Origin of the sequence: Pseudomonas sp. FW305-28 (assembly GCF_017351395.1) — a bacterium.
GTDB classification, from domain to species: Bacteria; Pseudomonadota; Gammaproteobacteria; order Pseudomonadales; family Pseudomonadaceae; genus Aquipseudomonas; species Aquipseudomonas fluorescens_AA.
Map to the genome: position 1 here is coordinate 16,555 of NZ_JACNDD010000045.1, position 26,964 is coordinate 43,518.

Below are 26,964 nucleotides of genomic sequence, written 5' to 3' on the forward strand. Positions count from 1 at the left end.
CCTTTTACCCAGGGGAATTCCATGGACACCAAACTGCTCGATATTCTGGCCTGCCCGGTCTGCAAAGGTCCGCTCAAGCTCAGCGCCGACAAGACCGAACTGATCAGCAAGGGCGCCGGCCTGGCCTACCCGATTCGCGATGGCATCCCGGTGATGCTCGAAAGTGAAGCCCGCACCCTGACCACCGACGAGCGCCTGGATAAATGACCACCGCCTTTACCGTTGTCATTCCGTCGCGCTTCGCCTCGACGCGCCTGCCCGGCAAGCCGTTGCTGTCGATCGCCGGCAAGCCGATGATCCAGCACGTCTGGGAGCAAGCCAGTAAAAGCAGCGCCCAGCGCGTGGTGGTGGCGACTGACGATGCGCGCATCGTCGAGGCCTGCAAAGGCTTTGGCGCCGAGGTCGTGCTGACGCGCGAAGACCATAATTCCGGTACCGATCGCCTGGCGGAGGTCGCGGCGAAGCTCGGCCTTGCCGCCGACGCGATTGTGGTCAATGTGCAAGGTGACGAGCCGTTGATCCCGCCGAGCGTGATCGATCAGGTCGCCGCCAACCTCGCTGCCCACACCGAAGCGCGCATGGCCACCCTGGCCGAGCCGATCGAGGATGTGCAGACCCTGTTCAATCCCAACGTGGTCAAGGTGGTCAGTGACCTCAATGGCCTGGCGTTGACCTTCAGCCGTGCGACGTTGCCCTGGGCGCGGGATGCCTTCGCCCAAGGTCGCGACGTGATGCCGGAAGGCGTGCCGTATCGTCGTCACATCGGCATCTACGCCTACCGCGCCGGCTTTCTCCAGGACTTCGTCGCCTGGGGCCCGTGCTGGCTGGAAAACACTGAAGCCCTGGAACAGCTGCGAGCGCTGTGGCATGGCGTGCGGATCCATGTCGCCGATGCGCTGATCGCCCCGCCGACCGGTGTCGACACCGCCGAAGACCTCGAGCGCGTTCGTCGCCTGCTGGAGGCCTGATGCGGGTCCTGTTCGTCTGCCTCGGCAATATCTGCCGCTCGCCCACCGCCGAAGGCATCTTGCGCCACAAGTTGCGAGAGGCCGGGCTGGCCGGGCAGGTGGAAGTCGCTTCCGCCGGCACCGGTGACTGGCACGTCGGCAAGGCCCCGGACAAGCGCAGCCAGGCGGCGGCCTTGAAGCGTGGCTACGACCTGTCGGCCCAGCGCGCGCAACAGGTGACGCGCGCCGATTTCGCCGCCTATGACCTGATCCTGGCGATGGACAGCAGCAACCTGCGCAATCTCCAGGCCCTGCAACCGGCCAATGGCAAGGCCGAGCTGGATCTGTTCCTGCGGCGCTACGAAGCCGAACTCGATGACGTGCCGGACCCGTACTACGACGGCGAGCAGGGCTTCGAGCAGGTGTTGGACTTGATCGAGCGGGCCACGGATCGCCTGGTGATCGAATTGAAGGGGCGGTTATGACCTTGCAGGTACGGGCGGGCGTCAGCCTCAAGCCCTTCAACAGTTTTGGCGTGGACGTCAGCGCCCGGTTGTTCGCCGAAGCCCGCGACGATGGCGAAGTTCGCCAGGCGCTGGCCTATGCCAGCGAGCATGCCGTGCCGTTGCTGGTGATCGGCGGCGGCAGCAACCTGTTGCTGACTGGCGACATCGACGCCTTGGTGCTGCGCATGGCCAGCCAGGGGATTCGCCTGCTCAGCGATGATGGCGAACGGGTGGTGATCGAGGCCGAAGCCGGGGAACCCTGGCATCCCTTCGTCCAGCATACGCTGGCACAAGGCTGGTCGGGCCTGGAAAACCTCAGCCTGATTCCCGGCACCGTAGGCGCGGCACCGATGCAAAACATCGGCGCCTACGGTGTGGAGATCAAGGATGTCTTCGCCGGCCTCACCGCCCTGGATCGCCAGACCGGCGAGCTGAGGGACTTCACCCTTGAAGATTGTCGGTTTGCTTATCGCGACAGCCTGTTCAAACAGCAAGCGGGCCGCTGGTTGATCCTGCGGGTGCGCTTTGCCCTCAGCCGCGCCGCACACTTGCACCTGGAGTACGGCCCGGTCCGCCAGCGATTGACCGAGCAGGGCATCGATCAGCCGACGCCCACGGATGTGAGCCGGGCCATTTGCAGCATCCGCAGCGAAAAACTCCCCGACCCGGCCATGCTGGGCAATGCCGGCAGCTTCTTCAAGAACCCGCTGGTGCCGGCCACGCATGTGGCGTATCTCAAGCAGCAATACCCTGATCTTGTGGCTTATCCACAGCCAGGAGGGCAGATGAAGATCGCCGCCGGCTGGCTGATCGAACGGGCCGGCTGGAAGGGTTTTCGCGAGGGGGATGCGGGGGTGCATAAGTTGCAGGCGTTGGTGCTGGTCAACTACGGCGATGCCACGGGCCCGCAACTGTTGGACCTGGCCTTGCGCATCCAGAAAGACATTGCCGAACGTTTCCAGGTCGAGCTGGAAATGGAGCCCAATCGGTACTGAGCGCGGTGGGAGCAAAGCTTGCTCGCGATCAACTGAACAACGCCCTGCCACAATCACGCACAGATCATTTGTGCAGGATTGTGCAGGGCGTTTTGCGTGATCCTGGGTTAATTTAGTTCGCTAACGATGCGACCATCGCATCCTAAAGGCCCGATGCAGACGCCTGTGTGCGCCTGCATAAGAGAGCCCGATCAGCCTGAGCCAGTCTGCGACAACCGACCTGTTACCCAAGCGGCAGATTGCTCGACCCCATCACTCGAATATTGTGCGGGCGTGCCCATGATTACCCTGAAACTCAATGGAAAAGACCATCAACTGGATGTGACCGAGGACATGCCGCTGCTGTGGGCTATCCGGGATGTAGCCGGTTACAACGGCACCAAGTTCGGCTGCGGCCTGGGCCTGTGTGGCGCCTGCACCATCCACATCGACGGCGCCCCGGCGCGCAGTTGCATCACGCCAATCGGCTCGGTGAAAGGGCAGGACGTCAGCACCATCGACGGCCTTCATGCCGACCCGGTCGGGCAAATCGTCCAGAAGGCCTGGCTCGACACGGCGGTGGCTCAGTGTGGTTACTGCCAGGGCGGTCAGATCATGTCCGCCACCGCGTTGCTCAAGACCAACCCCAACCCGAGCGATGAGCAGATCGAAGAAGCCATGGTCGGCAACATCTGCCGTTGCGGCACGTACAACCGGATCAAGACCGCGATCCGCCAGGCTTCCACTCACCTGAAGGAGGCCAAGGCATGAGCCGCTTGCCCGATGATTTCATGCTGAGCAACCTCAGCCGCCGTGGTTTCCTCAAGGGGGCGAGCGCCACCGGCGTGCTGGTGCTGGCGGCGACGTGGGGTCTGCCGGATGCCTTTGCCGAGGAAAAGAAATTCGGCGCCGAGGGCATGCCCCATGGCGCGGTCGACGACCCGAAGGTGTACGTCAGCATTGCCAGCGATGGCAGCGTGACGGTGATTTGCAACCGTTCGGAAATGGGCCAGGGCGTGCGCACCAGCCTGAGCATGGTGGTCGCCGACGAACTGGACGCTGACTGGGCGCTCGTCAAGGTCAAGCAGGCGCCGGCCGATGAGGCGCGTTTCGGCAACCAGGATACCGACGGTTCGCGCAGCATGCGCCACTGGTACGAGCCGATGCGCCGTTGCGGGGCTGCCGCCCGGACCATGCTGGAACTGGCCGCTGCCGCCCAGTGGAAGGTCCCGGTGGGTGAATGCCATGCCCAACTGCACAAAGTGCTGCACCAGCCTTCGGGGCGCGAACTGGGCTATGGCGAATTGGCTGCCGCCGCCAGTGCCTTGGCGGTGCCGGCCCGCGACAGCTTGCGTCTCAAGCAGCCATCGGAGTTCCGCTACATCGGCAAGGAAGCGAGCCGGGCCATCGATGGCGCGGACATCGTCAACGGTCGTGCGGTGTTTGGTGCCGATGTGCATTTCGACGGCATGCTCTATGCGGTCATCGCGCGTCCGCCGGTCTATGGCGGCAAGGTCAAGAGCGTGGACAGCAGCGCGGCGCTGAAGGTACCGGGCGTGGTCAAGGTGGTTCAGATAGAGGGGCGCCCGCTGCCCTCGGAGTTCCAGCCGTTGGGCGGCGTAGCGGTAGTAGCGAAGAACACCTGGGCGGCGATCAAGGGCCGCGAGGCGCTGAAAATCCAGTGGGACGACGGCCCGAATGCCGGTTATGACTCCATTGCCTATCGCAAGGAACTGGAAGCGGCCGCCCTCAAGCCGGGAAAAGTCGTGCGCAGCAGCGGTGACCTCGACGATGCGCTGGCCAAGGCTGATTCGACGTTGGAGGCGTCGTATTACTTGCCGCACCTGTCCCAGTCCCCCATGGAGCCGATGGTTGCCGTCGCCCGGTTCAAGGACGGCCAATGCGAGGCCTGGGCGCCGAGCCAGGCGCCGCAGGTGACCCGTGAACGTGTCGCCGAACGCCTGGGCATTCCTTTCGAGAAGGTCACGGTGAACATCACGTTGCTGGGCGGCGGTTTCGGACGCAAGTCGAAACCCGACTTTGTCGTCGAGGCGGCGGTCCTCGCCAAGGAGTTTCCCGGCCAGGCAGTACGGGTGCAATGGACCCGCGAGGACGACATTCATCACTCGTATTTCCACACCGTATCGGCCGAATACCTCAAGGCCGGCCTGAACCAGGACGGTATGCCGTCCGGTTGGCTGCACCGCACCGTAGCCCCGAGCATCACCGCACTGTTCGCACCGGGCATGACTCACGAGGCACCGTTCGAAATAGGCATGGGCGTGACCAACATGGCCTACGCCATTCCCAACCTGCGCCTGGAGAACCCCGAGGCGGTGGCCCATGCCCGGGTGGGTTGGTATCGCTCGGTGTCGAACATTCCTCACGGCTTCGCAATCCAGAGCTTCATTGACGAACTGGCCCACAAAGCCGGCCAGGATCCGCTGAAGTACCAGGTCAAATTGCTCGGGCCGGACCGTAAGATCGATCCGCGTACCTTGAGCGAAGAATGGAATTACGGCGAATCCCCCGAGCGTTACCCGATTGATACGGCGCGGATCCGCACGGTGCTGGAAACCGCCGCGAAGGCCGCCGGTTGGGGCCGGGAACTGCCCAAGGGCCGTGGCCTGGGGCTGGCGGTGCACTACAGCTTCGTCACCTACGTGGCGGCGGTGCTCGAGGTGGAGGTCAAGGACGATGGCACGGTGATCGTGCACAAGGCGGACATTGCCGTGGACTGCGGCCCACAGATCAACCCCGAACGCATCCGCTCGCAATTCGAAGGTGCCTGCGTCATGGGCCTGGGCAATGCCATGGTGGGTGAAATCAGTTTCAAGGATGGCAAGGTACAGCAGGACAATTTCCATATGTACGAAGTGGCGCGCATGTCCCTGGCGCCCAAGGAAGTGGCCGTGCACCTGGTCACGCCTCCGGGTGAGGTGCCGTTGGGTGGGGTTGGCGAGCCGGGCGTGCCGCCGATTGCGCCGGCCCTGTGCAACGCGATTTTCGCCGCCACCGGCCAGCGTATCCGTAACCTGCCTGTGCGCTATCAGCTGCAAGGCTGGCAACAGGCCAAGGCCTGATGGACAGCGTCGATCTGAATGTCCTGCGCAGCGTGCTCGAGTGGCGCCGCGCCGGGCAGCGGGTGGTGTTGTTCACTGTGGTCCAGACCTGGGGCACTGCGCCAAGACCGCCGGGGGCGATGCTGGCCCTGCGCGAAGATGGCGTGGTGATCGGTTCGGTGTCGGGCGGTTGTGTCGAGGATGACCTGATCGCCCGGCTGCACGACGGCCGTATTCCGGCGGACGGTCCGCCGGTGCAACTGATCACCTATGGCGTCACCCGAGAAGAAGCGGCGCGCTTTGGCCTGCCGTGCGGCGGGACCCTGCGCCTGACCGAAGAGCGGGTGGGCGATCCGCAGTGGGTCGCAGCGTTATTGGAGCGCTGCGAAGCCCATGAAATCGTCGCCCGTGAGCTGACGCTGACCAGTGGCAACGTGGTCCTGACCCCGGCCAGCAAGACCGACGCCCTGATGTTCGATGGGCAGGTGTTGCGGGCCATTTACGGCCCGCGTTGGCGGTTGCTGCTGATCGGTGCCGGGCAATTGTCGCGCTACGTGGCGGAAATGGCCCGGCTACTGGATTTCGAAGTGCTGATCTGCGATCCGCGCAAGGAGTTCGTCTATGGTTGGGAAGAGCAGCATGGGCGCTTCGTCTCGGGGATGCCCGACGAAGCCGTGTTGAGCATCCAGACCGACGAGCGCACGGCCATTGTGGCGCTGACCCATGATCCACGCCTGGATGACATGGCGCTGCTCACGGCCCTGGACTCCAAGGCTTTTTATGTCGGCGCCCTGGGTTCGCGGGTCAACAGCCAGAAACGCCGGGACAACCTGGCTCAGCTAGGCTTGTCTGCGGAGGCGATTGACCGCTTGCATGGACCGATCGGCTTGCACATCGGCAGCCATACCCCGGCGGAAATCGCCTTGTCGCTGTTGGCCGAAATCGTGGCCATCAAGAATGGCGTGGAACTGCGGCAGAAAAAACCGCTGTAAGCCGTGGATAAGGAGGGCGTATGAGCGAGTCGATTGGCGTGGTCATCCTGGCGGCCGGAACGGGCAGCCGTTTTCGCCAGATTGCAGGCCCCGACAAGGATAAATTGCTTGCCGATTGCACCGGGCGTGACGGTGCCGTGCGCTCGGTGATCGAGCAGGTGCTGGTGAATCTGCCAGCCTCCCTGGAAAAGCGCGTGCTGGTGACGCGCAAGGATCGACCGCAAGCCATTCGCATGGCCCAGGCCTATGGCTGCGATGTCGTGGAGCTGGACTCCCCCGGCCTGGGCGACAGCATTGCCGCCGGTGTCCAGGCCTGCCCTGAGCTGGATGGCTGGCTGATGGTGCTGGGGGACATGCCCTTCATCCTGCCGTCGAGCATCGAGCAGGCGGTAGCGGGGATTCGCGCGGACGGCATCAGCGTGCCGGTCCTGGCCGGTGAGTACGGGCATCCGGTGGGGTTTGGTCGTGGGTTTGGGCCGAAACTGATGGCGCTGACCGGTGATCGCGGCGCTAAGGTATTGTTTGCCGGGGCGCAGGTGGTCGAAGTGCCGGTGGATGACCCTGGCGTGACGTGGGATGTGGATGTGCCAGAGGCACTGGCCTTCAAATAACAGGCGACGCAGAACCCTGTAGGAGCGAGCTTGCTCGCGAAAGCGGTCTGACTTCAGTATTGATGCAAGCTGACCCGGCGCTATCGCGAGCAAGCTCGCTCCCACATTGGATTTTTGTCCGGTCCCAGTCCCCTGTGGATAAGTCTGAAGGCATAAAAAAGCCCCGCCTGGGGTTACCAGGCGGGGCTTTTTACTGGGCGGTGGAATCAGGCGTGAGGTTTAGGCTCGTGCTCTTTTTCCAGGGCTTCAGTGTGACGCGGCGCGATTTCTTCAGCGGTGTGCTGAGGCTCGTCGAACGTCGGAGCCGATTCAACCGGGGTTTCGGCGGCCGGGGCAGGGGCTGCCTCGGCGACTTCTTCCACGACTGGCGCAGGCTCGGCAGCAGGCGCTTGAGCGGCGGCGACGGCGGCTTGTTCGGCTTCCTTCTGCAGACGCTCGGCTTCACGCTTGCGACGACGCACTTCACGCGGATCGTTCGGGGCACGGCCATTCGCGGTCAGGGCGCTGGCAGGTGCAGGCTCTTCCACCGGGGCAGGGGCTTCGGCAACCACCGGCGCCTCGACCACTGGAGCAGGCTCGACCACTTCTGGCTCGACCGCTTTCACAGGCTCTGGTGCCGGCTCAGGTGCCGGCTCAGGCTCGGCAACAGGTGCCGGTGCGGCTGGCTCGGCGGTCCAGTTGAACGCAGTCTGCTCTTCGCGGACAGGCTCTGGTGCCTTTTCCTCGGCCGGTGCTTCGACGACCGGTTCGGCAGCAACGACTGGAGCCTCGACGACCGGTGCTGGCTCGGCGACGACTTCAGCTTCAGGCTGGGCGTCAGGGGCCGGTGCGAGTTCCACTTCTGGCGAGGCGGTGGCTTCTACCGGGGTAGTGGCCTCGACCAACGGCGCTTCAACCGGCGCGCTTTCCACCGCAGCGGTGGCACGTTCGGCTTGTTCGTGAGCCTGGGCTTCAGCCGGGGCGCTGATCGCGCTGCTGGCAACGGCCGCAGTCACGGCCAGGCCGGCGGCCAGGTCCGCGGCGCTTGGCGCTTCGGCGTTCTCGGTGGACTCGGACTCTTCCGAACCTTCGATCACGTTGCCGTTGGCGTCGCGCTGACGTTCACGACGGTTGCTGCGACGACGCTGGCCACGGGAGCGGCGGCGTGGACGATCGCCTTCGGCGGTGTCCTGGCCATCTTCCTGCAACTGCTCTTCGGCGTTCAGCACTTCTTCTTCGCTGGCAGCGGCGGCTGCCTGCTCGGCGCGTGGCTGGCGTTCTTCACGTGGAGGACGCGGTGCGCGTTCTTCACGAGGCTGGCGGGCTGGACGCTCTTCAGTGGTGGCGGCAGCCACGGCCGGGGCGGCATCCAGTGGCTCGCGCAGTTCACGAACACGTTCTTCACGCTCGCCACGTGGCTTGCGGTCTTCACGCGGTGCGCGTGGCTGGCGCTCTTCACGGGGCGGACGCGGTGCGCGTTCTTCGCGGGCTACGACTGGCGCTTCCTCACGGGCTTCGCGCGGCTGGCGTTCTTCACGCGGTTCACGTGGCGCACGTTCTTCACGCGGTGCGCGTTCTTCGCGAGGCTTGCGCTCTTCATCGCGACGACCGTTGCGGTTGCGGGTCTGCTGGCGACCGTTGCGGCGTTCTTCGTTGCGGGCAGGGCGCTCGGTAGCGGCAGGCTTGGCGACGACGGCCGGGGTAACGGGTTCTTCCTTGGTGGCGAACAGGCTGACCAGCGACTTCACCAGGCCTTTGAACAGGCTTGGTTCGGGGGCTGCGGCCGGGGCGGCAACCGGAGCGGCCACTTCGGTCGGAACCGGAGCGTTGGCGCGGGCCGGAGCAGTCTTGACTGCGGCTTCCTGGCGAACCAGGGTGCGAGTGGCGGCGGCCGGCTGGACTTCTTCCACTTCGGCAGCGGCAGCAGCGATTTCGTAGCTGGACTGGTTGGTGTGGGCTTCCGGGCTGTCATCGCGCAGGCGCTGCACTTCGAAGTGCGGCGTCTCGAGGTGATCGTTCGGCAGGATGACGATGCGGGCGCGGGTGCGCAGTTCGATCTTGGTGATCGAGTTGCGTTTTTCGTTGAGCAGGAACGCAGCCACCGGGATCGGCACCTGGGCGCGAACTTCGGCGGTGCGGTCTTTCAGGGCTTCTTCTTCGATCAGGCGCAGGATCGCCAGGGACAGCGACTCGACGTCACGGATGATGCCGGTGCCATTGCAACGCGGGCAAACGATGCCGCTGCTTTCGCCCAGGGACGGACGCAGGCGCTGACGGGACATTTCCAGCAGGCCGAAGCGCGAGATGCGACCGACCTGTACGCGGGCGCGGTCGGCTTCCAGGCATTCACGGACCTTTTCTTCCACGGCGCGCTGGTTCTTGGCCGGGGTCATGTCGATGAAGTCGATGACGATCAGGCCGCCGATGTCGCGCAGGCGCAACTGACGGGCGATTTCCTCGGCGGCTTCAAGGTTGGTCTGCAGGGCGGTTTCTTCGATGTCGCTGCCTTTGGTGGCGCGGGCCGAGTTGATGTCGATGGACACCAGGGCTTCGGTCGGGTCGATGACGATGGAGCCGCCGGACGGCAGTTCGACGACGCGCTGGAAGGCGGTCTCGATCTGGCTTTCGATCTGGAAACGGTTGAACAGCGGAACGCTGTCTTCGTAGAGCTTGATCTTGCTGGCGTACTGCGGCATCACCTGGCGAATGAAGGTCAGGGCTTCGTCCTGGGCTTCGACGCTGTCGATCAGCACTTCGCCGATGTCCTGGCGCAGGTAATCGCGGATGGCGCGGATGATCACGTTGCTTTCCTGGTAGATCAGGAACGGCGCGGAACGATCCAGCGAGGCTTCTTTGATGGCGGTCCACAGTTGCAGCAGGTAGTCGAGGTCCCACTGCATTTCTTCGCTGCTGCGGCCCAGGCCGGCAGTGCGCACGATCAGGCCCATGTCGGCTGGCGCGACCAGGCCGTTGAGGGCTTCACGCAGTTCGTTGCGCTCTTCGCCTTCGATGCGGCGGGAGATGCCGCCGGCACGCGGGTTGTTCGGCATCAGGACCAGGTAACGGCCGGCCAGGCTGATGAAGGTGGTCAGGGCGGCGCCCTTGTTGCCACGTTCTTCTTTTTCGACCTGGACGATGACTTCCTGGCCTTCGCTCAGGACGTCCTTGATGTTGACGCGGCCTTCAGGGGCCTTCTTGAAGTATTCGCGGGAGATTTCTTTGAGGGGCAGGAAGCCGTGGCGCTCGGAGCCGAAATCGACAAAGGCAGCCTCAAGGCTCGGTTCGATGCGAGTAATCCGGCCTTTATAGATGTTGGCCTTCTTCTGCTCGCGTGCACCGGATTCGATATCCAGGTCGTAGAGGCGCTGGCCGTCTACCAGTGCAACACGCAACTCTTCGGGTTGAGTTGCGTTAATCAACATTCTTTTCATGTAGTACCGTCGGTTTCCGGGCTGCCGGAAACGGCGTTCGGCACACACGACTTCTCACGGTCGGTGTCAGGTGCGTCCTGGCGATGGCGAGGCCATTCCAGTGTCCAGCGAGTTCGGCCCAATGATGGCGAAGTCGCGACGGACGCGTCCTGCTTGCTGGTACTCAAGCACTCAGTCAGGAGGAGGAATCAACCGGCGTCTGTGGACGAGATGAAGCGTCTGAATATAAGCCTAGTGCTACACAGTCCGACGGTTGTACGTCTCCACCCTACACGTATCCCTGATAATTCGGGTGCTGCCGCGCGCAGAATCCGCAGCGGGTTGGCATTTACCGTGAGCTCCGGAAGGGGAGGTCACGCATCATGGCTAATTTAGGCGTTGTTTCCGAAGCTCTCGCTCGGGGTCGTTCGCAGCTGACTGCACTTTGTGAACTGGCCGTGAATGTGGCGCGCAAGGCGAGTCAAAACTCTGCTTTGCGGCGTATTTCAGGCCTCATGTCACCTGCGCTCGTTACACCTGAAAACTCTACCGTTACGTAGCGAAAGCCCCGTAGGACGGCCTCTCGTCCTCGTGAATTGCGTTGGTCAGGGCCGGTTTTTGACCGCTGGTCCACTGTCCAGCCACTTTTGGCGGCGTTCGCGACTATAGCAGCAATGATTAAGTGCTTCAATTCCATAAAAAATTGTTATGATCGCCGCCATGACAACTACTGCCCCTTCGACCCCTGGCGTTCAACTGCTCGAGGTCTCGCCGGAATATGCCGGCCAACGAATCGATAATTTCCTGCTGGCCCGGCTCAAAGGCGTGCCCAAGACCTTGATCTACCGCATTTTGCGCAAAGGCGAAGTGCGGGTGAACAAAGGTCGGATCAAGCCCGAATACAAGCTCCAGGCCGGTGACATCGTGCGCGTGCCGCCGGTTCGCGTGCCCGAGCGCGATGAGCCGGTGCCCTTGGCCCAGGGATTGCTGCAACGCCTTGAAGCCTCGATCGTCTACGAAGACAAGGCCCTGATCGTGATCAACAAGCCCGCGGGCATTGCGGTTCACGGCGGCAGCGGCCTGAATTTCGGAGTGATCGAAGCCTTTCGTCAGTTGCGTCCGGACGCCAAGGAGCTGGAACTGGTCCATCGCCTCGACCGCGACACCTCCGGCCTGCTGATGATCGCCAAGAAACGCAGCATGTTGCGCCATCTGCATGAGCAGTTGCGTGGCGACGGCGTCGACAAGCGCTACATGGCGCTGGTGCGTGGTCGCTGGGAAACCTCCATCAAGCAAGTTCGTGCGCCGCTGCTCAAGAGCAACCTGCGTTCCGGCGAGCGCATGGTCGAGGTCAACGAGGAGGGCAAGGAGGCGCTGACGGTGTTCAAGGTCTTGCGCCGTTTCGACGACTTCGCCACCTTGGTCGAGGCCAAGCCGGTGACCGGGCGCACGCACCAGATCCGCGTCCATACCCTGCACGCCGGCCACTGCATTGCCGGTGACAGCAAATACGGCGATGACGACTTCACCAAGGAAATCCGCGACCTGGGCGGCAAGCGCCTGTTTCTCCATGCCTATATGCTCACCGTGCCGTTGCCCGATGGTGGCGAGCTGAAATTGCAGGCCCCGGTGGATGACATGTGGGCCAAGACCGTGGAGCGGCTGAGTGCATCCTGATTACAAATTGCTGATATTCGATTGGGACGGCACTCTTGCCAATTCCATCGGTCGGATCGTGGAGTCGATGCATGTCGCATCGGATCGCTCGGGTTTTGCCCGGTGCGACGATTTTGCGGTGAAGGGCATCATCGGCTTGGGGTTGCCGGAAGCGATTCGCAGTTTGTACCCGGAGATCGACGACGATGAACTGGTGGTTTTTCGCCAGCACTATGCCGATCACTACATTGCGCTGGAGGCCGAGCCTTCGCCGTTGTTCGAGGGCGTGGTTCATACCCTTGAAACCTTGAAGGGCGAGGGTTATCGCTTGGCGGTCGCGACCGGCAAGGCTCGTCGTGGGTTGGATCGGGTATTGAAGGCCCATGGTTGGGACGATTATTTCGATATCACCCGTGCCGCCGATGAGACGGCCAGCAAGCCGCATCCGCTGATGCTCGAGCAGATACTGGCTCATTGTGGGGTGCTGCCTGCGCAGGCGTTGATGGTGGGGGATTCCTCGTTCGACCTGCAGATGGCGCGCAATGCCGGCATGGGTTCGGTGGCTGTCAGCTATGGTGCGCAGTCCATCGAGGCACTCAAGGTGTTCGAGCCGCGACTGGCGATTGATCATTTTCCTGAATTGCACGCCTGGCTGAGCCAGCGCGCCGATTAAAGTCTGTTGAGGATGCATGTATGACCGATGAATGGAAGGCACCGGCCAAGGCGAGCGCTGACAACGGTGACGAAAAAAGCTGGAAGCTGCTGGAAAAGACCCTGTTGGCCGGGGTGGAGGAGCAGCGTCGTGCGCGGCGCTGGGGGATCTTCTTCAAATGCCTGGTCTTCATCTATCTGTTTTTCGGCTTGGCGATGATCTTCCAGGCGGTTGATGGCAAGAAGAGTCCGGGAGGTGGTTCGGCCTATACGGCGGTCATCGACATCGAAGGCATGATTGCCGACAAAGAGGCGGCCAGTGCGGACAATATTATCGGCAGTCTACGGGCCGCGTTCGAAGATTCGAAGGTCAAGGGCGTGGTGCTGCGCATCAACAGTCCGGGTGGTAGCCCGGTGCAGGCCGGCTACGTCTATGACGAAATCGTCCGCTTGCGCGCGGCGCATCCGGATATCAAGGTCTACGCGGTGATTTCCGACCTTGGTGCCTCGGGTGCCTATTACATCGCCAGTGCGGCGGACCAGATCTATGCCGACAAGGCCAGCCTGGTGGGCTCCATTGGCGTGACGGCGGCGGGTTATGGCTTCGTCCAGACGCTGGACAAGCTTGGGGTGGAGCGCCGGGTCTATACCGCGGGCGAGCACAAATCCTTCCTCGATCCGTTCCAGCCGCAAAAGCCTGAGGAAACGGCGTTCTGGCAGGGCGTGCTCGACACTACCCATAAGCAGTTCATCGCCAGCGTCAAGAAGGGGCGGGGCGAGCGCCTGAAAGACAAGGAGCACCCGGAGCTCTTCTCCGGGCTGGTCTGGTCGGGCGAGCAGGCGTTGCCGCTGGGCTTGATCGATGGCTTGGGCAGCGCCAGTTCGGTGGCTCGGGACGTGATTGGCGAGAAAGAGTTGGTGGATTTCACCATTGAGGAGTCGCCGCTCGACCGTTTCTCGAAAAAACTGGGCGCCAGCATCGCCGAGCGTCTGGCGATGTGGATGGGGTTCCAGGGGCCGGCGTTGCGCTGATTGCCAGCGCTGCTCTGAAAGATCGTACCGATCCTTGTGGCGAGGGAGCTTGCTCCCGCTGGGCTGCGCAGCAGTCCCTTTTGTTGCGGTCGCTTCGCAACCGAGCGGGAGCGAGCGCCCTCGTCACACAGGTATGCAGGCCCAGGCTTCAGGGGGTTTGCACACCCTCGGCCAGCAACATGTCCACAAGGCGAATCAGCGGCAGCCCGACCAGGCTGGTGGCGTCCGGTCCTTCGGTGCTCTGGAACAGGCTTACACCCAGCCCTTCGGCCTTGAAGCTGCCGGCGCAATCGTAGGGTTGCTCGGCGCGCAGGTAGCGTTCGACGCGCTCTGGATCCAGGGTGCGCATATTGACTGTAAATGCAACGCAATCGACCTGGCAGGCGCCTGTCTGGCTGTTGAGCAGCGCCAGGCCGGTCAGGAACGTGACCTTGGCGCCGCTGGCGGCCAACAGCTGTTCACGCGCGTTCTCGAAGGTGTGAGGCTTGCCCAGGATGCGCTCGCCGAGCACGGCGACCTGGTCTGAGCCGATGATCAGGTGCCCTGGATAGCTTTGGGCCAATGCCAGGGCTTTTTCCCGGGCCAGGCGTTTGACCAGTTCGAGGGCGGGTTCGCCGGGCCGATGGCTTTCGTCGATATCGGGTGAGTGGCAGACGAACGGCAGTCCCAGGCGGGCGAGCAATTCCCGGCGATAGACCGAGCTTGAGGCAAGTAATAAAGGCAGCATGGGCATCTCCAGGAGTCGGGGACGAATTCTAGCGAGGCACGCAAGTGACGGACAGGGCTGAATTTCCTTTGACATGGCCGGGGGCATCCCTATAATGCTGCGCCTATGTTGAATGACCCGATTCCACCTCACGTTGACCCGCGCAAATTGGCTGACCGTGGCACCACCCTTCAAGGTGAACTGCTGCTGGCCGATTTGAAGAGACTCTGCGACCCGCTTTCCGACGATGTCGGTACGGTCCAGGCCAAATTCGTTTTTGAACGAGATGAACGTAAATCTGTGGTTATCCACAGCTTTATCGACACTGAAGTCAAAATGGTTTGCCAGCGTTGTCTTGAGCTGGTCACCCTGCCGATCCACAGCGAATGCAGTTACGCCGTGGTGAAGGAGGGTGCGAATACCCAGTCGTTGCCGAAAGGTTATGACGTGCTGGAACTGGGCGAAGATCCATTGGATCTGCAGTCACTGATCGAGGAGGAGCTTCTGCTCGCCTTGCCCATTGTGCCTGCTCATCATCCGGAAGAATGCCAGCAGCCGGCGGGAGCAGATGAGCCCGAACCGAGCGAGGACGAGGTAACGCGGTCCAACCCGTTCAGTGTATTGGCGCAGTTAAAGCGTGACCCAAACGTTTAGGAGTTAATCAATTATGGCTGTTCAGCAGAACAAAAAATCCCGCTCTGCCCGTGACATGCGCCGTTCGCACGACGCTCTCGAGGCTAGCACCCTGTCCGTAGAAAAGACCACCGGTGAAGTTCACCTGCGTCACCACGTATCGCCAGAAGGCGTATACCGTGGCCGTAAAGTGATCGACAAGGGCGCCGACGAGTAATCACTTGTCCGCTCAAGTCATCGCGATTGACGCAATGGGCGGGGACTTCGGTCCCCGCAGCATTGTTCAGGCCAGCCTTGCTTGTCTGAATGCTACACCCTCGCTGCACCTGACCCTCGTCGGTCAATCCCCCCTCCTGGAAGACATGCTCAGCGGCCAATCGGCTGTGGATCGCGCGCGCCTGACGATTGTCCCGGCGTCCGAAATCATCACCATGGACGAAAAGCCGGCCCAGGCCCTGCGCGGCAAGCCTGACGCCTCGATGCGGGTGGCCCTTGAGCTGCTGCGTGATGGCAAGGTCCAGGCTTGTGTCAGCGCGGGCAATACCGGTGCGCTGATGGCGCTGTCACGCTATGTGCTCAAGACCTTGCCGGGTATCGACCGGCCCGCGATGGTGGCGGCGATCCCGACCCAGCGTGGCTTCTGTCAGTTGCTCGACCTGGGGGCGAACGTCGATTGCAGTGCCGAGCATCTGCTGCAGTTTGCGGTGATGGGCTCGGTCGCGGCTGAAACCCTGGGCATTGTGCGTCCTCGCGTGGCGTTGCTGAACATCGGCACCGAAGACATCAAGGGCAACCAGCAGGTCAAGCTGGCGGCCACGTTGTTGCAGGCGGCGCGGGGCATCAACTACATCGGTTTCGTCGAAGGCGATGGTCTGTACCGTGGCGAGGCCGATGTGGTGGTCTGTGACGGTTTCGTGGGCAATATCCTGCTCAAGTCCAGCGAGGGGCTGGCGACCATGATCGGCCAGCGCATCGAGACCTTGTTCAGGCAAAGCCTCGCTTCGCGGGTGGTCGGCGCCCTGGCGCTGCCGTTGATGCGTCGCTTGCAGGCGGACCTGGCGCCGGCGCGGCACAACGGTGCGAGTTTCCTCGGGTTGCAAGGTATCGTGATCAAGAGTCACGGGTCGGCGGGTGTGCAGGGTTTCCAAAGTGCGATCAACCGAGCGGTGATCGAGATCCAGGAGAACCTGCCGGAGCGCTTGCACGGTCGCCTCGAGGATTTGTTAACTTAGGCGTTTTCGTCCGACAATGCTTAAATGTGACCGGTCGGTTCAACCCGCCATCCAACTTTCAGTTTGCTAGCGCCCCCAGGGGCGTCAATTTTTGACGACAAGATCATTAGGGGCTTTGTTTTCATGTCTGCTTCCCTCGCATTCGTCTTTCCAGGGCAGGGCTCGCAGTCCCTCGGCATGCTGGCCGAGCTGGGCGCGCAATACCCGCTGATCCTCGAAACATTCAAAGAAGCTTCCAATGCGCTCGGCTATGACTTGTGGGCACTGACCCAGCAAGGGCCGGAAGAGCGGCTCAATCAAACCGATAAAACCCAGCCGGCCATCCTCACCGCCTCGATCGCCTTGTGGCGCCTGTGGCTGGCTGAAGGTGGCGCGCGCCCGGCATTCGTCGCCGGTCACAGCCTGGGCGAATACAGCGCCCTCGTGGCCGCTGGCAGCCTGAGCCTGGGCGCCGCGGTGAAACTGGTGGAGCGTCGTGGCCAGTTGATGCAGGAAGCCGTTCCGGCCGGGCAGGGCGGCATGGCCGCGATCCTCGGCCTGGAAGACGCCGATGTACTGGCGGCCTGTGCCGAGGCGGCGCAAGGCGAAGTGGTCAGCGCGGTGAACTTCAATTCCCCGGGCCAGGTGGTCATCGCCGGTGCCAAGGCGGCTGTCGAGCGTGCCATCGAGGGCTGCAAGGCCCGTGGTGCCAAGCGCGCCATGCCACTGCCGGTCAGCGTGCCGTCGCACTGTGAGCTGATGCGTCCGGCCGCCGAGCGCTTTGCCGAGTCCATCGCTGCCATCGACTGGCAGGCCCCGCAGATTCCCGTGGTGCAGAATGTCAGCGCCAACGTGGCGCCTGATCTCGAGACCTTGAAGCGCGATCTGCTGGAACAACTCTACAAGCCGGTTCGCTGGGTCGAATCGGTGCAGACCCTGGCAGCCAAGGGCGCGACCGAACTGGTCGAGTGCGGTCCTGGCAAAGTGCTGGCGGGCCTGAACAAACGCTGCGCCGAAGGCGTATCGACTTCCAACCTCAATACCCCAGATGCCTTCGCTGCCGCCCGTGCAGCGCAGGCCTGAACAGGAGAAACTTGCATGAGTCTGCAAGGTAAAGTTGCACTGGTGACCGGTGCAAGCCGTGGCATCGGCCAGGCCATCGCCCTGGAGCTGGGTCGTCAAGGCGCCATCGTCATCGGCACCGCGACTTCCGCTTCGGGCGCCGAGCGTATCGCCGCGACCCTGAAGGAAAACGACATCCAGGGCACCGGCCTCGAGCTGAACGTCACCAGCGACGAATCCGTTGCGGCGGTGCTGGCAAGCATTCAGGAGCAGTTCGGCGCACCGGCGATCCTGGTCAATAATGCCGGTATCACCCGCGATAACCTGATGATGCGCATGAAAGATGACGAATGGTTCGACGTCGTCGACACCAACCTGAACAGTCTGTACCGGCTGTCCAAGGGCGTTCTGCGTGGCATGACCAAGGCTCGCTGGGGTCGAATTATCAGCATTGGCTCGGTTGTGGGTGCCATGGGCAACGCAGGCCAAGTAAACTATGCTGCGGCTAAAGCCGGTCTGGAAGGTTTCAGCCGTGCGCTGGCGCGTGAAGTGGGTTCGCGCTCGATTACGGTAAACTCGGTTGCACCGGGTTTCATCGACACCGACATGACCCGTGAACTGCCGGAAGCACAGCGTGAAGCGTTGCTGACACAGATTCCGCTGGGTCGTCTGGGGCAAGCTCAAGAAATCGCGTCCGTGGTCGCTTTTCTTGCGTCGGACGGTGCGGCATACGTGACCGGGGCTACAATCCCGGTGAACGGCGGGATGTACATGAGTTAAATGTGACGGATTGCTTCAAAAAAATGTCATACGAGCTGTCTAAAATCCGTTATAAAGCTGCAATCAATTTATAGACGGCGGGCCGCAGGGTTTGAGGAGTGAAGCTTTCGGTTGAAAAACCGAAAAGTTCTTCTATACACTTACCCACCGGCCAGCTGCCTGAATTTGTCCATTAGGAGTGAAAACAAGGTATGAGCACCATCGAAGAGCGCGTCAAGAAAATCGTTGCCGAGCAACTGGGCGTTAAAGAAGAAGAAGTTGTGAACACCGCTTCCTTCGTAGAAGACCTGGGTGCCGACTCCCTTGACACCGTTGAGCTGGTGATGGCTCTGGAAGAGGAATTCGAGACCGAGATTCCTGACGAAGAAGCTGAGAAGATCACTACTGTACAAGCTGCTATCGACTACGTTACCAGCCACCAGGCGTAATCGTATTCAGTCGTCGCTAGCTGTCATGGAAAAACCGCACTGCCGTCACGGCGTGCGGTTTTTTCTTTAGGCCTGATGCAAAGTCGTCATTAGAAAAAGGAGAGTGCTGTGTCGCGTAGACGCGTCGTAGTCACCGGTATGGGTATGTTGTCGCCACTGGGCACGGATGTGCCGAGCAGTTGGCAGGGCATTCTGGCTGGCCGCAGTGGCATTGGTCTGATCGAACACACCGACCTTTCTGCCTATTCCACCCGTTTTGGCGGCTCGGTAAAGGGCTTCAATGTCGAGGAATACCTGTCGGTCAAGGAAGCCCGCAAGCTCGACCTGTTCATTCAGTACGGCCTGGCAGCCGGTTTCCAGGCAGTGCGTAACGCTGGCCTGGAAGTCACCGACGCCAACCGTGAACGCATCGGCGTGGCCATGGGGTCGGGTATTGGCGGCTTGACCAATATCGAAGAAACCAGCCGCACGCTGCACGATTCGGGACCGCGACGGATTTCTCCGTTCTTCGTGCCGGGCTCGATCATCAACATGATTTCCGGTTTCCTGTCCATCCACCTGGGTGCCCAGGGGCCCAACTACGCCATCGCCACGGCGTGCACCACCGGTACCCACTGCATCGGCATGGCCGCGCGCAACATCATGTACGACGAAGCGGACGTGATGATCGCCGGTGGCGCTGAAATGGCCGCTTGCGGTCTTGGCATGGGCGGTTTCGGCGCGTCCCGTGCGCTGTCGACCCGCAACGACGAGCCCGCCCGCGCGAGCCGGCCATGGGACAAGGGCCGCGATGGCTTCGTACTGTCCGACGGTGCCGGTGCGCTGGTGCTCGAGGAGCTGGAACACGCCAAGGCGCGCGGCGCGACCATCTACGCCGAACTGATCGGCTTCGGCACCAGTGGCGACGCGTACCACATGACCTCGCCACCGGCCGATGGCGCCGGTGCGGCCCGTTGCATCGCCAATGCCTTGCGTGACGCGAAAATCAACGGCGAGCAGGTGCAATACATCAACGCCCACGGTACTTCCACACCGGCCGGCGACCTGGCCGAAGCCCAGGCGATCAAGACCGTGTTCGGCGAGCACGCCTACAAGCTGGCGGTCAGTTCGACCAAGTCCATGACCGGTCACCTGCTGGGTGCGGCTGGAGCGGTGGAAGCGATCTTCAGCGTACTGGCGATCAACAGCCAGACGGCGCCGCCGACCATCAACCTCGATGAGCCGGACGACGGCTGCGACCTGGACTTCGTGCCGCACACTGCCCGCGGCATGGACATCGATGTGGTGCTGTCCAACTCCTTCGGCTTTGGCGGGACCAACGGTTCGCTGGTGTTCCGCCGGTTCGCCGGTTGATGGAAAGCTGGGTCGACGGTCAGCCAGCCGACGTCCTGTCGCTGAAAGATCGCGGCCTGGCTTACGGGGATGGGTTGTTCGAGACCATCGCCGTGCGCGGTGGCAACCTGCTGTTGCTGGAGCGTCACCTGCAGCGCCTGGAAGCAGGTTGCCAGCGGTTGGCGCTCAACATCGACATGAGCGCGTTGAGCGCAGAGCTGGACGTTTACGCCCGCGGCCTGGGCGACGGCGTGCTGAAGTTGATCGTGACCCGTGGCGACAGCCTGCGCGGTTATGCCGCTGATCCCTCGACGCCGGCCAGGCGTATCCTGCAAGGCAGTCCGGCGGCCGCCTATCCCGCCGTCCATGGCGACCAAGGCATTCTTCTGTTTCCCTGCACCGTGCGTTTGTCCGAGCAGCCCTTGCTCGCCGGGCTCAAGCACCTCAACCGCCTGGAGCAAGTGCTGGCCCGTGCCGAATGGCGCGATGCGCAGTACGCTGAAGGCTTGATGCTGGACGCGTCCGGACGGGTGATCGAAGGTGTGTTCAGCAACCTCTTCCTGGTGCGCGATGGCGTCTTGTTCACGGCGGACCTGAGCCGTTGCGGTGTGGCTGGCGTGATGCGCGCCGAATTATTGTTTCAAGCCAAGTCCCAAGGCATCGTCACGCAAATCAGCGACATCAGCCTCGAACAACTGCACCAGGCCGATGAAGTCTTCGTCTGTAATAGCGTTTATGGCGTGTGGCCAGTGCGCGGATGCGGTTCGGCGCGCTGGTCGGTTGGCCCGCTCACCCGTAAACTGCAGACCCTTGCCCGTGCGCTATTGGATGTTTGATTCGTGAGACGTAAATTCTTGCTGCTGCTGGAGACCGGACTGGTCCTGGCAGGGCTGTTGTTGGGCGCTTCGGCCTGGAAGATTCATTCGGCGCTGCAACAGCCGCTGAACATCACCCAGGAAGAATTGCTGGACGTGCCCAACGGGACCACCCCGACCGGAACCCTCAAGCGCCTCGAAGCCGATGGCTTGATCAGGGACGCTTTCTGGCTGCGGATCTATTGGCGCTTCAATCTTGCCGACCAGCCGTTGCACTCCGGCGAGTACCGTATGGTGCCAGGCATGACCATGGAAGGCCTGATCGCCGTCTGGAAGCGCGGCGAAGTGGTGCAATACAGCGTGACGCTGGTGGAAGGCTGGAATTTCCGCCAGGTGCGCGCCGCGCTGGCCAAGGATGAAAAGCTCCAGCAGACCCTCACCGACCTGAGCGACAGCCAGGTCATGGACCGTCTCGGTCATTCGGGCGTATTTCCCGAGGGGCGGTTCTTCCCGGACACCTATCGCTTCGTGCGCGGTACCTCGGATGTCGACCTGCTGAAGAAAGCCTACGACCGCTTGGAAGACGTGCTCGCCAAAGAGTGGGCACAGCGTTCCGCCGATGTGCCTTACACCTTGCCGTACCAGGCGCTGATCATGGCGTCCCTGGTGGAGAAGGAAACCGGTGTGCCCCAAGAGCGCGGGCAGATTGCCGGCGTCTTCGTACGGCGCATGCGCCTGGGCATGCTGCTGCAGACCGATCCCACGGTGATCTACGGCCTGGGCGAGCGTTACACCGGCAAACTCACCCGCGCCCATTTGAAAGAAGAAAACCCTTATAACACCTACCTGATCCCGGGCTTGCCGCCGACGCCGATCGCGATGGTGGGACGCGAAGCGATTCATGCCGCGTTGAACCCGGCGCCGGGCAACAGCCTTTACTTTGTCGCACGGGGCGATGGCAGCCACGTGTTTTCCGATGACCTGGAGTCGCACAACAACGCCGTGCGCGAGTTCCAGCTCAAGCGCCGTGCCGACTACCGCTCCAGCCCGGCCCCGGCAACGCCGGGCGAACAGGCGCCGATTCCGGCGGCATCGCCCGATACGGCCCCCGAAGCAGTGCCCCAGGTGCCGCCACAGGTACCGGCCCCCGAACCGGACGCCAGCGAGCCACCGAGCCCGCAATGACTTTGATTAAGGATCGCCCCGTGACTGGCTTGTTTATAACGCTGGAAGGCCCGGAAGGCGCCGGCAAGAGCACCAACCGCGAATACTTGGCCGAACGCCTGCGGGCCGCCGGCATCGAGGTGGTATTGACCCGTGAGCCGGGCGGCACGCCGCTGGCCGAGCGCATTCGCGAGGTACTGCTGGCCCCCCTTGAAGAGGTCATGAACCCTGACACTGAGCTGCTGCTGGTGTTCGCTGCCCGGGCGCAGCATCTGGCCGAGGTGATTCGCCCGGCGCTGGCCCGTGGCGCCGTGGTGCTCTGCGATCGTTTTACCGATTCGACCTACGCCTACCAGGGCGGCGGCCGGGGCTTGTCCGTGGAGCGCATCGCCGCGCTGGAAACCTTCGTCCAGGGTGACCTGCGACCGGACCTTACCCTGGTGTTCGACTTGCCAGTGGAAATTGGCCTGGCCCGCGCCAGCGCCCGTGGCCGGCTGGATCGTTTCGAGCTCGAGGGCCAGGATTTCTTCAATGCCGTGCGCAACGCCTTCCTGGGGCGCGCCAAGGCCGATCCGGCGCGTTACCTGCTGATCGATGCCGCGCAGCCGCTGACCCAGGTCCAGCAATCCCTGGACGGCTTGTTGCCACGTTTGCTGGAGCGTGTCCGTGGCTGAAGCCTATCCCTGGCAAGACGGTCTCTGGCAGCAACTGGCCGGTCGTGCCCAGCATGCCCACGCCTATCTGCTGCACGGCCCGGTCGGCATCGGCAAGCGGGCACTGGCCGAACGCCTGATGGCCAGCCTGCTGTGCCTGCGTCCGGGTGCTTCGAACGCCTGTGGTGAATGCAAGTCCTGCCTGCTGCTCAAGGCCGGCAGCCATCCTGACAATTACGTGCTGGAACCGGAAGAGGCGGACAAGGCGATCAAGGTCGACCAGGTCCGGGACCTGGTCAGCTTCGTGGTTCAGACCTCGCAGATGGGCGGGCGCAAAGTGGTGCTGATCGAGCCGGTCGAGTCGATGAACATCAACGCTGCCAACGCCTTGCTCAAGAGCCTCGAAGAGCCCTCCGGCGATACCGTGCTGCTGCTGGTCAGCCACCAGCCGAGTCGCTTGTTGCCGACCATCAAGAGTCGCTGCGTGCAACAGGCCTGTCCGTTGCCGAGCGAAGCGATGAGCTTGCAATGGCTGGCCAAGGCCTTGCCTGAGAACACCGATGAAGAACGTATCGAGTTGCTGACCCTCGCGGCCGGCTCGCCCCTGGCGGCTGTCAGCCTTCAGGCCCAAGGCGTGCGTGAACAGCGGGCCCTGGTGGTGGATGGGGTGAAGAAACTGCTCAAGCAGCAGCAATCCCCCACGCAATTGGCTGAGGGTTGGAACGCCATCCCGCTACTCCTGCTGTTTGACTGGTTCTGCGACTGGTCGAGCCTGATCCTGCGTTACCAGTTGACCGAAGACGAGGCGGGCCTGGGGCTGGCGGACATGCGCAAGGTGATCCAGTACCTGGCGCAAAAAAGCAGCCAGGATAAAATCTTGAACATCCAGGACTGGATTCTTGCCCAACGGCAGAAGGTGCTGAGCAAGGCGAACCTCAATCGGGTGCTGTTGCTCGAGGCGCTGCTGGTGCAGTGGGCGAGTTTGCCTGGTCGAAACTGACAGAGACGGCCCAGCTACTAAACTCAGCTCAACCGCAGCGGAGATCAGCATGAACGAACCTGTCAGTCCCGGCCCACGCAACGGCATCCTGTCCCTGACCATCAAGGACAAGTCGGTGCTTTACGCCGCCTACATGCCCTTCATCAAGAACGGCGGCCTGTTCATTCCGACCAACAAGCATTATCGCTTGGGCGATGAAGTGTTCATGCTCTTGAGCCTGATGGACGAGGCGGAGAAAATTCCGGTCGCCGGCAAGGTGATCTGGCTGACCCCCAAGGGCGCCCAGGGCAATCGGGCCGCCGGCGTAGGCGTGCAGTTCAACGACGGCGACAATTCGGCCCGCAATCAGATCGAAACCCACCTGGCCGGCTCCCTGAAGTCCGACCGTCCCACCCATACGATGTAGCCTGGCCTTTTATGCTTGTAGACTCCCATTGTCACCTTGACCGTCTCGACCTCGCTGCCCATGGCGGCTCCCTGGATGCTGCGCTGGACGCGGCCCGTGGCCGGGGTGTGGGGCACTTCCTGTGCATCGGCGTCAGCGCCGACAACGCCGCCGACGTCAAGGCCTTGGCCGAGCGGTATGCCGATGTCGACTGTTCGGTCGGTATCCATCCACTGGATGTCCAGCCCGACGCCGCGCCGGCGCTCGATTGGCTGTTGCGTGAGCTCGATCATCCGCGGGTGGTCGCCATTGGCGAAACCGGCCTGGACTATCACTACGAGCCAGAAGCCGCCGACGTGCAGCAAGCCTCGTTCCGGCTGCACCTGGAGGCCGCCCGGCAGACCGGCAAGCCGGTGATCATCCACACCCGTGGCGCCCGGGCCGACACCCTGGCCTTGCTGCGTGACGCCGCGCTGCCCCAGGCCGGTGTGCTGCATTGCTTCACCGAAGACTGGGACATGGCCAAGGCGGCCCTGGACATGGGCTATTACATTTCCTTGTCCGGGATTGTCACGTTCCGCAATGCCGATGCCTTGCGCGACGTTGCGAGCAAAGTGCCGGCTGATCGGCTGTTGGTGGAAACCGACTCGCCTTACCTGGCGCCGATTCCGTATCGCGGCAAGCCGAACCTTCCGCAATACGTACGGGAAGTGGCGGAATTTCTGGCGATGTTGCGCGGTGAGTCCTACGAACGGTTTGCCGAGCAGACGACGGAAAACTTTAAGCAATTGTTTCCGCTGGCTCACGTGCGTTCGGTGGATGCCTGAATTTCATGCAAAAAAAAACCCGGGTTCTGGGGGGTGAATCCGGGTTAAGACCATTAGGAGTAAAACAAAGGCACGCGGTCCGTTGGTACCTTTATCAGCGCGTCACTTGGGGGAGATGTCGCGCCGACAGTTCAAGTATTGATCAGTATGCCAACGCGTCCAGTCGGGCCGGGGCGGTTTTTAAACAAATTTGGAATACGCTCGCTTCGGATAAGTTCTCACTGTCGGCAAAGCTCGCCAGTGCGGCGCATTGGCGCGGGAAACGGCGAGCCGGGTGTGTACTGTTTTGTGAAGAACAGTGGCCGAGAACGGATGATCCGTGCATTTTTGCGTAAGTTAGGCATAATACCCGGCTTCGAATTTTGACCCTTCAGACCTTTTTCTTATGCACAAAGAACCCCGTAAGGTCCGTGAGTTTCGCCGCCGCGAGCAGGAAATTCTCGACACCGCGCTCAAGTTGTTCCTCGACCAGGGTGAAGACAGTGTCACCGTCGAGATGATTGCGGATGCCGTGGGTATCGGCAAAGGCACGATTTATAAACATTTCAAATCCAAGGCGGAGATCTACCTGCGCCTGATGCTCGACTACGAGCGCGATTTGAACGAGCTGTTGCATTCGGCCGATGTGGACAAGGACAAGGAGGCCCTGTCCCGGGCCTACTTCGAGTTCCGCATGCGCGACCCGCAGCGCTACCGCTTGTTCGACCGTCTGGAAGAGAAGGTGGTCAAGGGCAACCAGGTGCCGGAGATGGTCGAGGAACTGCACAAGATCCGCGCCTCGAACTTCGAACGCCTGACCCTGCTGATCAAGGGCCGGATCAGCGAGGGCAAGCTCGAGGACGTGCCGCCTTATTTCCACTATTGCGCTGCCTGGGCGTTGGTGCATGGCGCGGTGGCGCTGTATCACTCGCCGTTCTGGAGCAACGTGCTGGAAGACCAGGAAGGTTTCTTCCAGTTCCTGATGGACATCGGCGTGCGCATGGGCAACAAGCGCAAGCGCGACACCGACGTCCCGAGCAACTGACTGGCCGCAAGGCAACAAGACATTCAGCTGCCTTATTGCGCCATGTCCGCTTACATGGCGCAGTGCCCCAGTAATATACTCAGGCTTGGGTCTTGCGAAATCTTGATTTTCAGGTCAATTATCGCGAGTCCGATTTTTCTTGTGCCGGAGTGATCCATGATCGTTGACCGTCAAGGCAGGCGTTTCCGTAATTTGCGGATCAGCCTGACCTCAGCCTGCAATTACGCCTGTACCTATTGCGTGCCTGATGGCAAGCGGTTGGTGGCTGCGCAGGATGAATTGTCGGCCGATGCCATGGCACGCGGCGTGGCCTATTTGATCGAGGCCGCCGGTATCGAGCGGCTGCGCATCACGGGCGGCGAGCCGCTGGTCAGCCCCAAGCTCGAGCGTTTCATGACGGCTGTAGGGCAGATGGGCCTGGAAGACATCAGCCTGACCACCAATGGCCAGTTGCTGGCCAAAAAACTGCCCTTGCTGGTGGACGCCGGTATTCGTCGCATCAACGTTTCCCTCGACACCCTGGACCCCGTTGCGTTTCGCAGTATCGCCCGTGGCGGTGACCTGGCGACCGTGCTCGACGGCATGGAACAGGCCCGGGCCGCCGGGTTGAAGATCAAGGTCAACATGGTGCCGTTGCGCGGACAGAACCTGGACCAGGTGATGCCGTTGCTCGAATACTGCCTGGAACGTGGTTATGAGTTGCGTTTCATCGAGTTGATGCGCATGGGCCACCTGGCCAGCGATTCCAACGCCTTCCTGCAGCAGTTCGTCAGCCTCCAGCAACTGCTCAGCCTGATCGGCGATCAGTACGAATACCTGCAAGCCGATGCGCCGGTGGATGCCACGGCGGTGCGCTATGAAATCCCGGGGTTGGGGCATTTCGGCGTGATCGCCAATGAAAGCGTGCCTTTCTGCCGGACCTGCTCGCGCCTGCGGCTGTCCTCTACGGGGTGGTTGCATGGCTGCCTGTCCTCCAGTAACCGTCACTTTGTCGGCGATCTTCTGGACAAGCCGCGTCACCAGGCGTTGCCCGCTCTTCAGCGATTGCTGGTCAAGGCCTTGGGAGATAAGCAGGAAGTGGCGTTCTCTGGTGGTGCGACCATCATGAAGATCATCGGCGGCTG

At 62.2% G+C, this 26,964-nt stretch carries 28 protein-coding genes; 26 read left to right on the forward strand and 2 right to left on the reverse strand.

Features of this window, described 5'->3' with window-relative positions:
• The first annotated feature begins 21 nt into the window (after positions 1–21).
• The 8 genes from J4E53_RS12675 (at position 22) to J4E53_RS12710 (ending at position 7,092) form a co-directional block, all read left to right on the forward strand.
• Complete coding sequence (locus tag J4E53_RS12675; protein WP_003179363.1) at positions 22–207, forward strand: Trm112 family protein; 186 nt, start codon at positions 22–24, stop codon at positions 205–207.
• A complete protein-coding gene (gene kdsB, locus J4E53_RS12680; protein ID WP_103307996.1) occupies positions 204–968 on the forward strand; it encodes a 3-deoxy-manno-octulosonate cytidylyltransferase in 765 nt (254 codons plus the stop codon). The genes J4E53_RS12675 and kdsB overlap by 4 nt, the downstream gene beginning before the upstream one ends.
• Entirely contained in the window at positions 968–1,432 is a 465-nt protein-coding gene (locus J4E53_RS12685) for a low molecular weight protein-tyrosine-phosphatase (RefSeq protein WP_060741219.1), read from the forward strand. The genes kdsB and J4E53_RS12685 overlap by 1 nt, the downstream gene beginning before the upstream one ends.
• Positions 1,429–2,448 (forward strand): UDP-N-acetylmuramate dehydrogenase, encoded by a 1,020-nt coding sequence (gene murB / locus J4E53_RS12690; RefSeq protein ID WP_103307995.1) that lies wholly within the window; start codon positions 1,429–1,431, stop codon positions 2,446–2,448. Before J4E53_RS12685 ends, murB begins: the two co-directional genes overlap by 4 nt.
• 279 nt (positions 2,449–2,727) lie before the next feature.
• On the forward strand, positions 2,728–3,198 hold the full coding sequence (locus J4E53_RS12695; RefSeq protein WP_060741221.1) for a (2Fe-2S)-binding protein: 471 nt from the start codon (positions 2,728–2,730) through the stop codon (positions 3,196–3,198).
• Complete coding sequence (locus J4E53_RS12700) at positions 3,195–5,510, forward strand: xanthine dehydrogenase family protein molybdopterin-binding subunit (protein ID WP_060741222.1); 2,316 nt, start codon at positions 3,195–3,197, stop codon at positions 5,508–5,510. Before J4E53_RS12695 ends, J4E53_RS12700 begins: the two co-directional genes overlap by 4 nt.
• Positions 5,510–6,481, forward strand: a complete 972-nt coding sequence (locus J4E53_RS12705; RefSeq protein WP_103307994.1) for an XdhC family protein — start codon at positions 5,510–5,512, stop codon at positions 6,479–6,481. The genes J4E53_RS12700 and J4E53_RS12705 overlap by 1 nt, the downstream gene beginning before the upstream one ends.
• A gap of 20 nt (positions 6,482–6,501) precedes the next feature.
• Entirely contained in the window at positions 6,502–7,092 is a 591-nt protein-coding gene (locus J4E53_RS12710; RefSeq protein WP_103307993.1) for an NTP transferase domain-containing protein, read from the forward strand.
• Positions 7,093–7,298: 206 nt separating this feature from the next.
• Here J4E53_RS12710 and rne read toward each other — a convergent pair whose 3' ends face one another.
• Complete coding sequence (gene rne / locus J4E53_RS12715) at positions 7,299–10,493, reverse strand: ribonuclease E (protein WP_103307992.1); 3,195 nt, start codon at positions 10,491–10,493, stop codon at positions 7,299–7,301.
• A gap of 708 nt (positions 10,494–11,201) precedes the next feature.
• Here rne and rluC point away from each other — a divergent pair.
• The 3 genes from rluC to J4E53_RS12730 are packed head-to-tail and all read left to right on the forward strand — an operon-like array spanning position 11,202 to position 13,820.
• On the forward strand, positions 11,202–12,158 hold the full coding sequence (gene rluC / locus J4E53_RS12720; protein ID WP_060743156.1) for a 23S rRNA pseudouridine(955/2504/2580) synthase RluC: 957 nt from the start codon (positions 11,202–11,204) through the stop codon (positions 12,156–12,158).
• Positions 12,148–12,810 (forward strand): HAD-IA family hydrolase, encoded by a 663-nt coding sequence (locus J4E53_RS12725; protein WP_060741226.1) that lies wholly within the window; start codon positions 12,148–12,150, stop codon positions 12,808–12,810. The genes rluC and J4E53_RS12725 overlap by 11 nt, the downstream gene beginning before the upstream one ends.
• A gap of 20 nt (positions 12,811–12,830) precedes the next feature.
• Positions 12,831–13,820: a S49 family peptidase gene (locus tag J4E53_RS12730; RefSeq protein WP_103307991.1), complete on the forward strand. Its 990-nt coding sequence runs from the start codon at positions 12,831–12,833 to the stop codon at positions 13,818–13,820.
• Between the two features lie 148 nt (positions 13,821–13,968).
• On the opposite strand, the gene J4E53_RS12735 is transcribed toward J4E53_RS12730, so the two are convergent.
• A complete protein-coding gene (locus J4E53_RS12735) occupies positions 13,969–14,547 on the reverse strand; it encodes a nucleoside triphosphate pyrophosphatase (RefSeq protein WP_103307990.1) in 579 nt (192 codons plus the stop codon).
• A 105-nt stretch (positions 14,548–14,652) separates the two neighbouring features.
• On the opposite strand from J4E53_RS12735, the gene J4E53_RS12740 reads away from it, so the two are divergent.
• From J4E53_RS12740 to J4E53_RS12810, 15 genes are all read left to right on the forward strand, one after another.
• Positions 14,653–15,180 (forward strand): YceD family protein, encoded by a 528-nt coding sequence (locus J4E53_RS12740; protein ID WP_003204262.1) that lies wholly within the window; start codon positions 14,653–14,655, stop codon positions 15,178–15,180.
• A 13-nt stretch (positions 15,181–15,193) separates the two neighbouring features.
• Positions 15,194–15,376 (forward strand): 50S ribosomal protein L32, encoded by a 183-nt coding sequence (gene rpmF / locus J4E53_RS12745; RefSeq protein WP_003179396.1) that lies wholly within the window; start codon positions 15,194–15,196, stop codon positions 15,374–15,376.
• A gap of 4 nt (positions 15,377–15,380) precedes the next feature.
• On the forward strand, positions 15,381–16,391 hold the full coding sequence (plsX, locus tag J4E53_RS12750) for a phosphate acyltransferase PlsX (protein WP_072406324.1): 1,011 nt from the start codon (positions 15,381–15,383) through the stop codon (positions 16,389–16,391).
• Between the two features lie 123 nt (positions 16,392–16,514).
• Positions 16,515–17,453, forward strand: a complete 939-nt coding sequence (gene fabD / locus J4E53_RS12755) for an ACP S-malonyltransferase (RefSeq protein ID WP_103307989.1) — start codon at positions 16,515–16,517, stop codon at positions 17,451–17,453.
• A gap of 15 nt (positions 17,454–17,468) precedes the next feature.
• A complete protein-coding gene (gene fabG / locus J4E53_RS12760) occupies positions 17,469–18,212 on the forward strand; it encodes a 3-oxoacyl-ACP reductase FabG (protein ID WP_060741231.1) in 744 nt (247 codons plus the stop codon).
• A gap of 191 nt (positions 18,213–18,403) precedes the next feature.
• Entirely contained in the window at positions 18,404–18,640 is a 237-nt protein-coding gene (gene acpP / locus J4E53_RS12765; RefSeq protein ID WP_003175607.1) for an acyl carrier protein, read from the forward strand.
• Between the two features lie 108 nt (positions 18,641–18,748).
• Positions 18,749–19,993 carry a beta-ketoacyl-ACP synthase II gene (fabF, locus tag J4E53_RS12770; protein ID WP_092255817.1) on the forward strand — a complete coding sequence of 415 codons (1,245 nt, stop codon included), beginning with the start codon at positions 18,749–18,751 and terminating at the stop codon, positions 19,991–19,993.
• Positions 19,993–20,808 carry an aminodeoxychorismate lyase gene (gene pabC / locus J4E53_RS12775; protein WP_103307988.1) on the forward strand — a complete coding sequence of 272 codons (816 nt, stop codon included), beginning with the start codon at positions 19,993–19,995 and terminating at the stop codon, positions 20,806–20,808. Before fabF ends, pabC begins: the two co-directional genes overlap by 1 nt.
• 3 nt (positions 20,809–20,811) lie before the next feature.
• Positions 20,812–21,972 carry an endolytic transglycosylase MltG gene (gene mltG, locus J4E53_RS12780; protein ID WP_060741234.1) on the forward strand — a complete coding sequence of 387 codons (1,161 nt, stop codon included), beginning with the start codon at positions 20,812–20,814 and terminating at the stop codon, positions 21,970–21,972.
• A 20-nt stretch (positions 21,973–21,992) separates the two neighbouring features.
• Positions 21,993–22,625 (forward strand): dTMP kinase, encoded by a 633-nt coding sequence (gene tmk, locus J4E53_RS12785; RefSeq protein WP_060743157.1) that lies wholly within the window; start codon positions 21,993–21,995, stop codon positions 22,623–22,625.
• On the forward strand, positions 22,618–23,604 hold the full coding sequence (locus tag J4E53_RS12790) for a DNA polymerase III subunit delta' (RefSeq protein ID WP_103307987.1): 987 nt from the start codon (positions 22,618–22,620) through the stop codon (positions 23,602–23,604). The genes tmk and J4E53_RS12790 overlap by 8 nt, the downstream gene beginning before the upstream one ends.
• Positions 23,605–23,653: 49 nt before the next feature.
• The gene (locus tag J4E53_RS12795; RefSeq protein ID WP_060741236.1) at positions 23,654–24,010 is read left to right on the forward strand and encodes a PilZ domain-containing protein; all 357 of its coding nucleotides are present in this window, start codon (positions 23,654–23,656) and stop codon (positions 24,008–24,010) included.
• Between the two features lie 11 nt (positions 24,011–24,021).
• Positions 24,022–24,816 (forward strand): TatD family hydrolase, encoded by a 795-nt coding sequence (locus J4E53_RS12800; protein ID WP_103307986.1) that lies wholly within the window; start codon positions 24,022–24,024, stop codon positions 24,814–24,816.
• 385 nt (positions 24,817–25,201) lie between these two features.
• Positions 25,202–25,840 (forward strand): TetR/AcrR family transcriptional regulator, encoded by a 639-nt coding sequence (locus tag J4E53_RS12805; RefSeq protein ID WP_060741238.1) that lies wholly within the window; start codon positions 25,202–25,204, stop codon positions 25,838–25,840.
• Positions 25,841–25,996: 156 nt separating this feature from the next.
• Positions 25,997–26,964: GTP 3',8-cyclase MoaA (locus J4E53_RS12810; RefSeq protein ID WP_060741239.1), on the forward strand; the 968-nt coding region annotated here is incomplete at its 3' end.

Excerpts from the sequence above, each read along its gene's own strand:
- J4E53_RS12740 (WP_003204262.1), top strand. The coding sequence starts at position 14,653 with ATGTTGAATGACCCGATTCCACCTCACGTTGACCCGCGCAAATTGGCT.
- J4E53_RS12685 (WP_060741219.1), top strand. The coding sequence starts at position 968 with ATGCGGGTCCTGTTCGTCTGCCTCGGCAATATCTGCCGCTCGCCCACC.
- rpmF (WP_003179396.1), top strand. The coding sequence starts at position 15,194 with ATGGCTGTTCAGCAGAACAAAAAATCCCGCTCTGCCCGTGACATGCGC.
- J4E53_RS12735 (WP_103307990.1), bottom strand. The coding sequence starts at position 14,547 with ATGCTGCCTTTATTACTTGCCTCAAGCTCGGTCTATCGCCGGGAATTG.
- J4E53_RS12795 (WP_060741236.1), top strand. The coding sequence starts at position 23,654 with ATGAACGAACCTGTCAGTCCCGGCCCACGCAACGGCATCCTGTCCCTG.
- rluC (WP_060743156.1), top strand. The coding sequence starts at position 11,202 with ATGACAACTACTGCCCCTTCGACCCCTGGCGTTCAACTGCTCGAGGTC.
- rne (WP_103307992.1), bottom strand. The coding sequence starts at position 10,493 with ATGTTGATTAACGCAACTCAACCCGAAGAGTTGCGTGTTGCACTGGTA.
- J4E53_RS12800 (WP_103307986.1), top strand. The coding sequence starts at position 24,022 with ATGCTTGTAGACTCCCATTGTCACCTTGACCGTCTCGACCTCGCTGCC.
- murB (WP_103307995.1), top strand. The coding sequence starts at position 1,429 with ATGACCTTGCAGGTACGGGCGGGCGTCAGCCTCAAGCCCTTCAACAGT.
- fabG (WP_060741231.1), top strand. The coding sequence starts at position 17,469 with ATGAGTCTGCAAGGTAAAGTTGCACTGGTGACCGGTGCAAGCCGTGGC.
- J4E53_RS12705 (WP_103307994.1), top strand. The coding sequence starts at position 5,510 with ATGGACAGCGTCGATCTGAATGTCCTGCGCAGCGTGCTCGAGTGGCGC.
- J4E53_RS12730 (WP_103307991.1), top strand. The coding sequence starts at position 12,831 with ATGACCGATGAATGGAAGGCACCGGCCAAGGCGAGCGCTGACAACGGT.
- fabD (WP_103307989.1), top strand. The coding sequence starts at position 16,515 with ATGTCTGCTTCCCTCGCATTCGTCTTTCCAGGGCAGGGCTCGCAGTCC.
- pabC (WP_103307988.1), top strand. The coding sequence starts at position 19,993 with ATGGAAAGCTGGGTCGACGGTCAGCCAGCCGACGTCCTGTCGCTGAAA.
- J4E53_RS12700 (WP_060741222.1), top strand. The coding sequence starts at position 3,195 with ATGAGCCGCTTGCCCGATGATTTCATGCTGAGCAACCTCAGCCGCCGT.
- J4E53_RS12710 (WP_103307993.1), top strand. The coding sequence starts at position 6,502 with ATGAGCGAGTCGATTGGCGTGGTCATCCTGGCGGCCGGAACGGGCAGC.
- J4E53_RS12805 (WP_060741238.1), top strand. The coding sequence starts at position 25,202 with ATGCACAAAGAACCCCGTAAGGTCCGTGAGTTTCGCCGCCGCGAGCAG.
- kdsB (WP_103307996.1), top strand. The coding sequence starts at position 204 with ATGACCACCGCCTTTACCGTTGTCATTCCGTCGCGCTTCGCCTCGACG.
- acpP (WP_003175607.1), top strand. The coding sequence starts at position 18,404 with ATGAGCACCATCGAAGAGCGCGTCAAGAAAATCGTTGCCGAGCAACTG.
- J4E53_RS12695 (WP_060741221.1), top strand. The coding sequence starts at position 2,728 with ATGATTACCCTGAAACTCAATGGAAAAGACCATCAACTGGATGTGACC.
- J4E53_RS12675 (WP_003179363.1), top strand. The coding sequence starts at position 22 with ATGGACACCAAACTGCTCGATATTCTGGCCTGCCCGGTCTGCAAAGGT.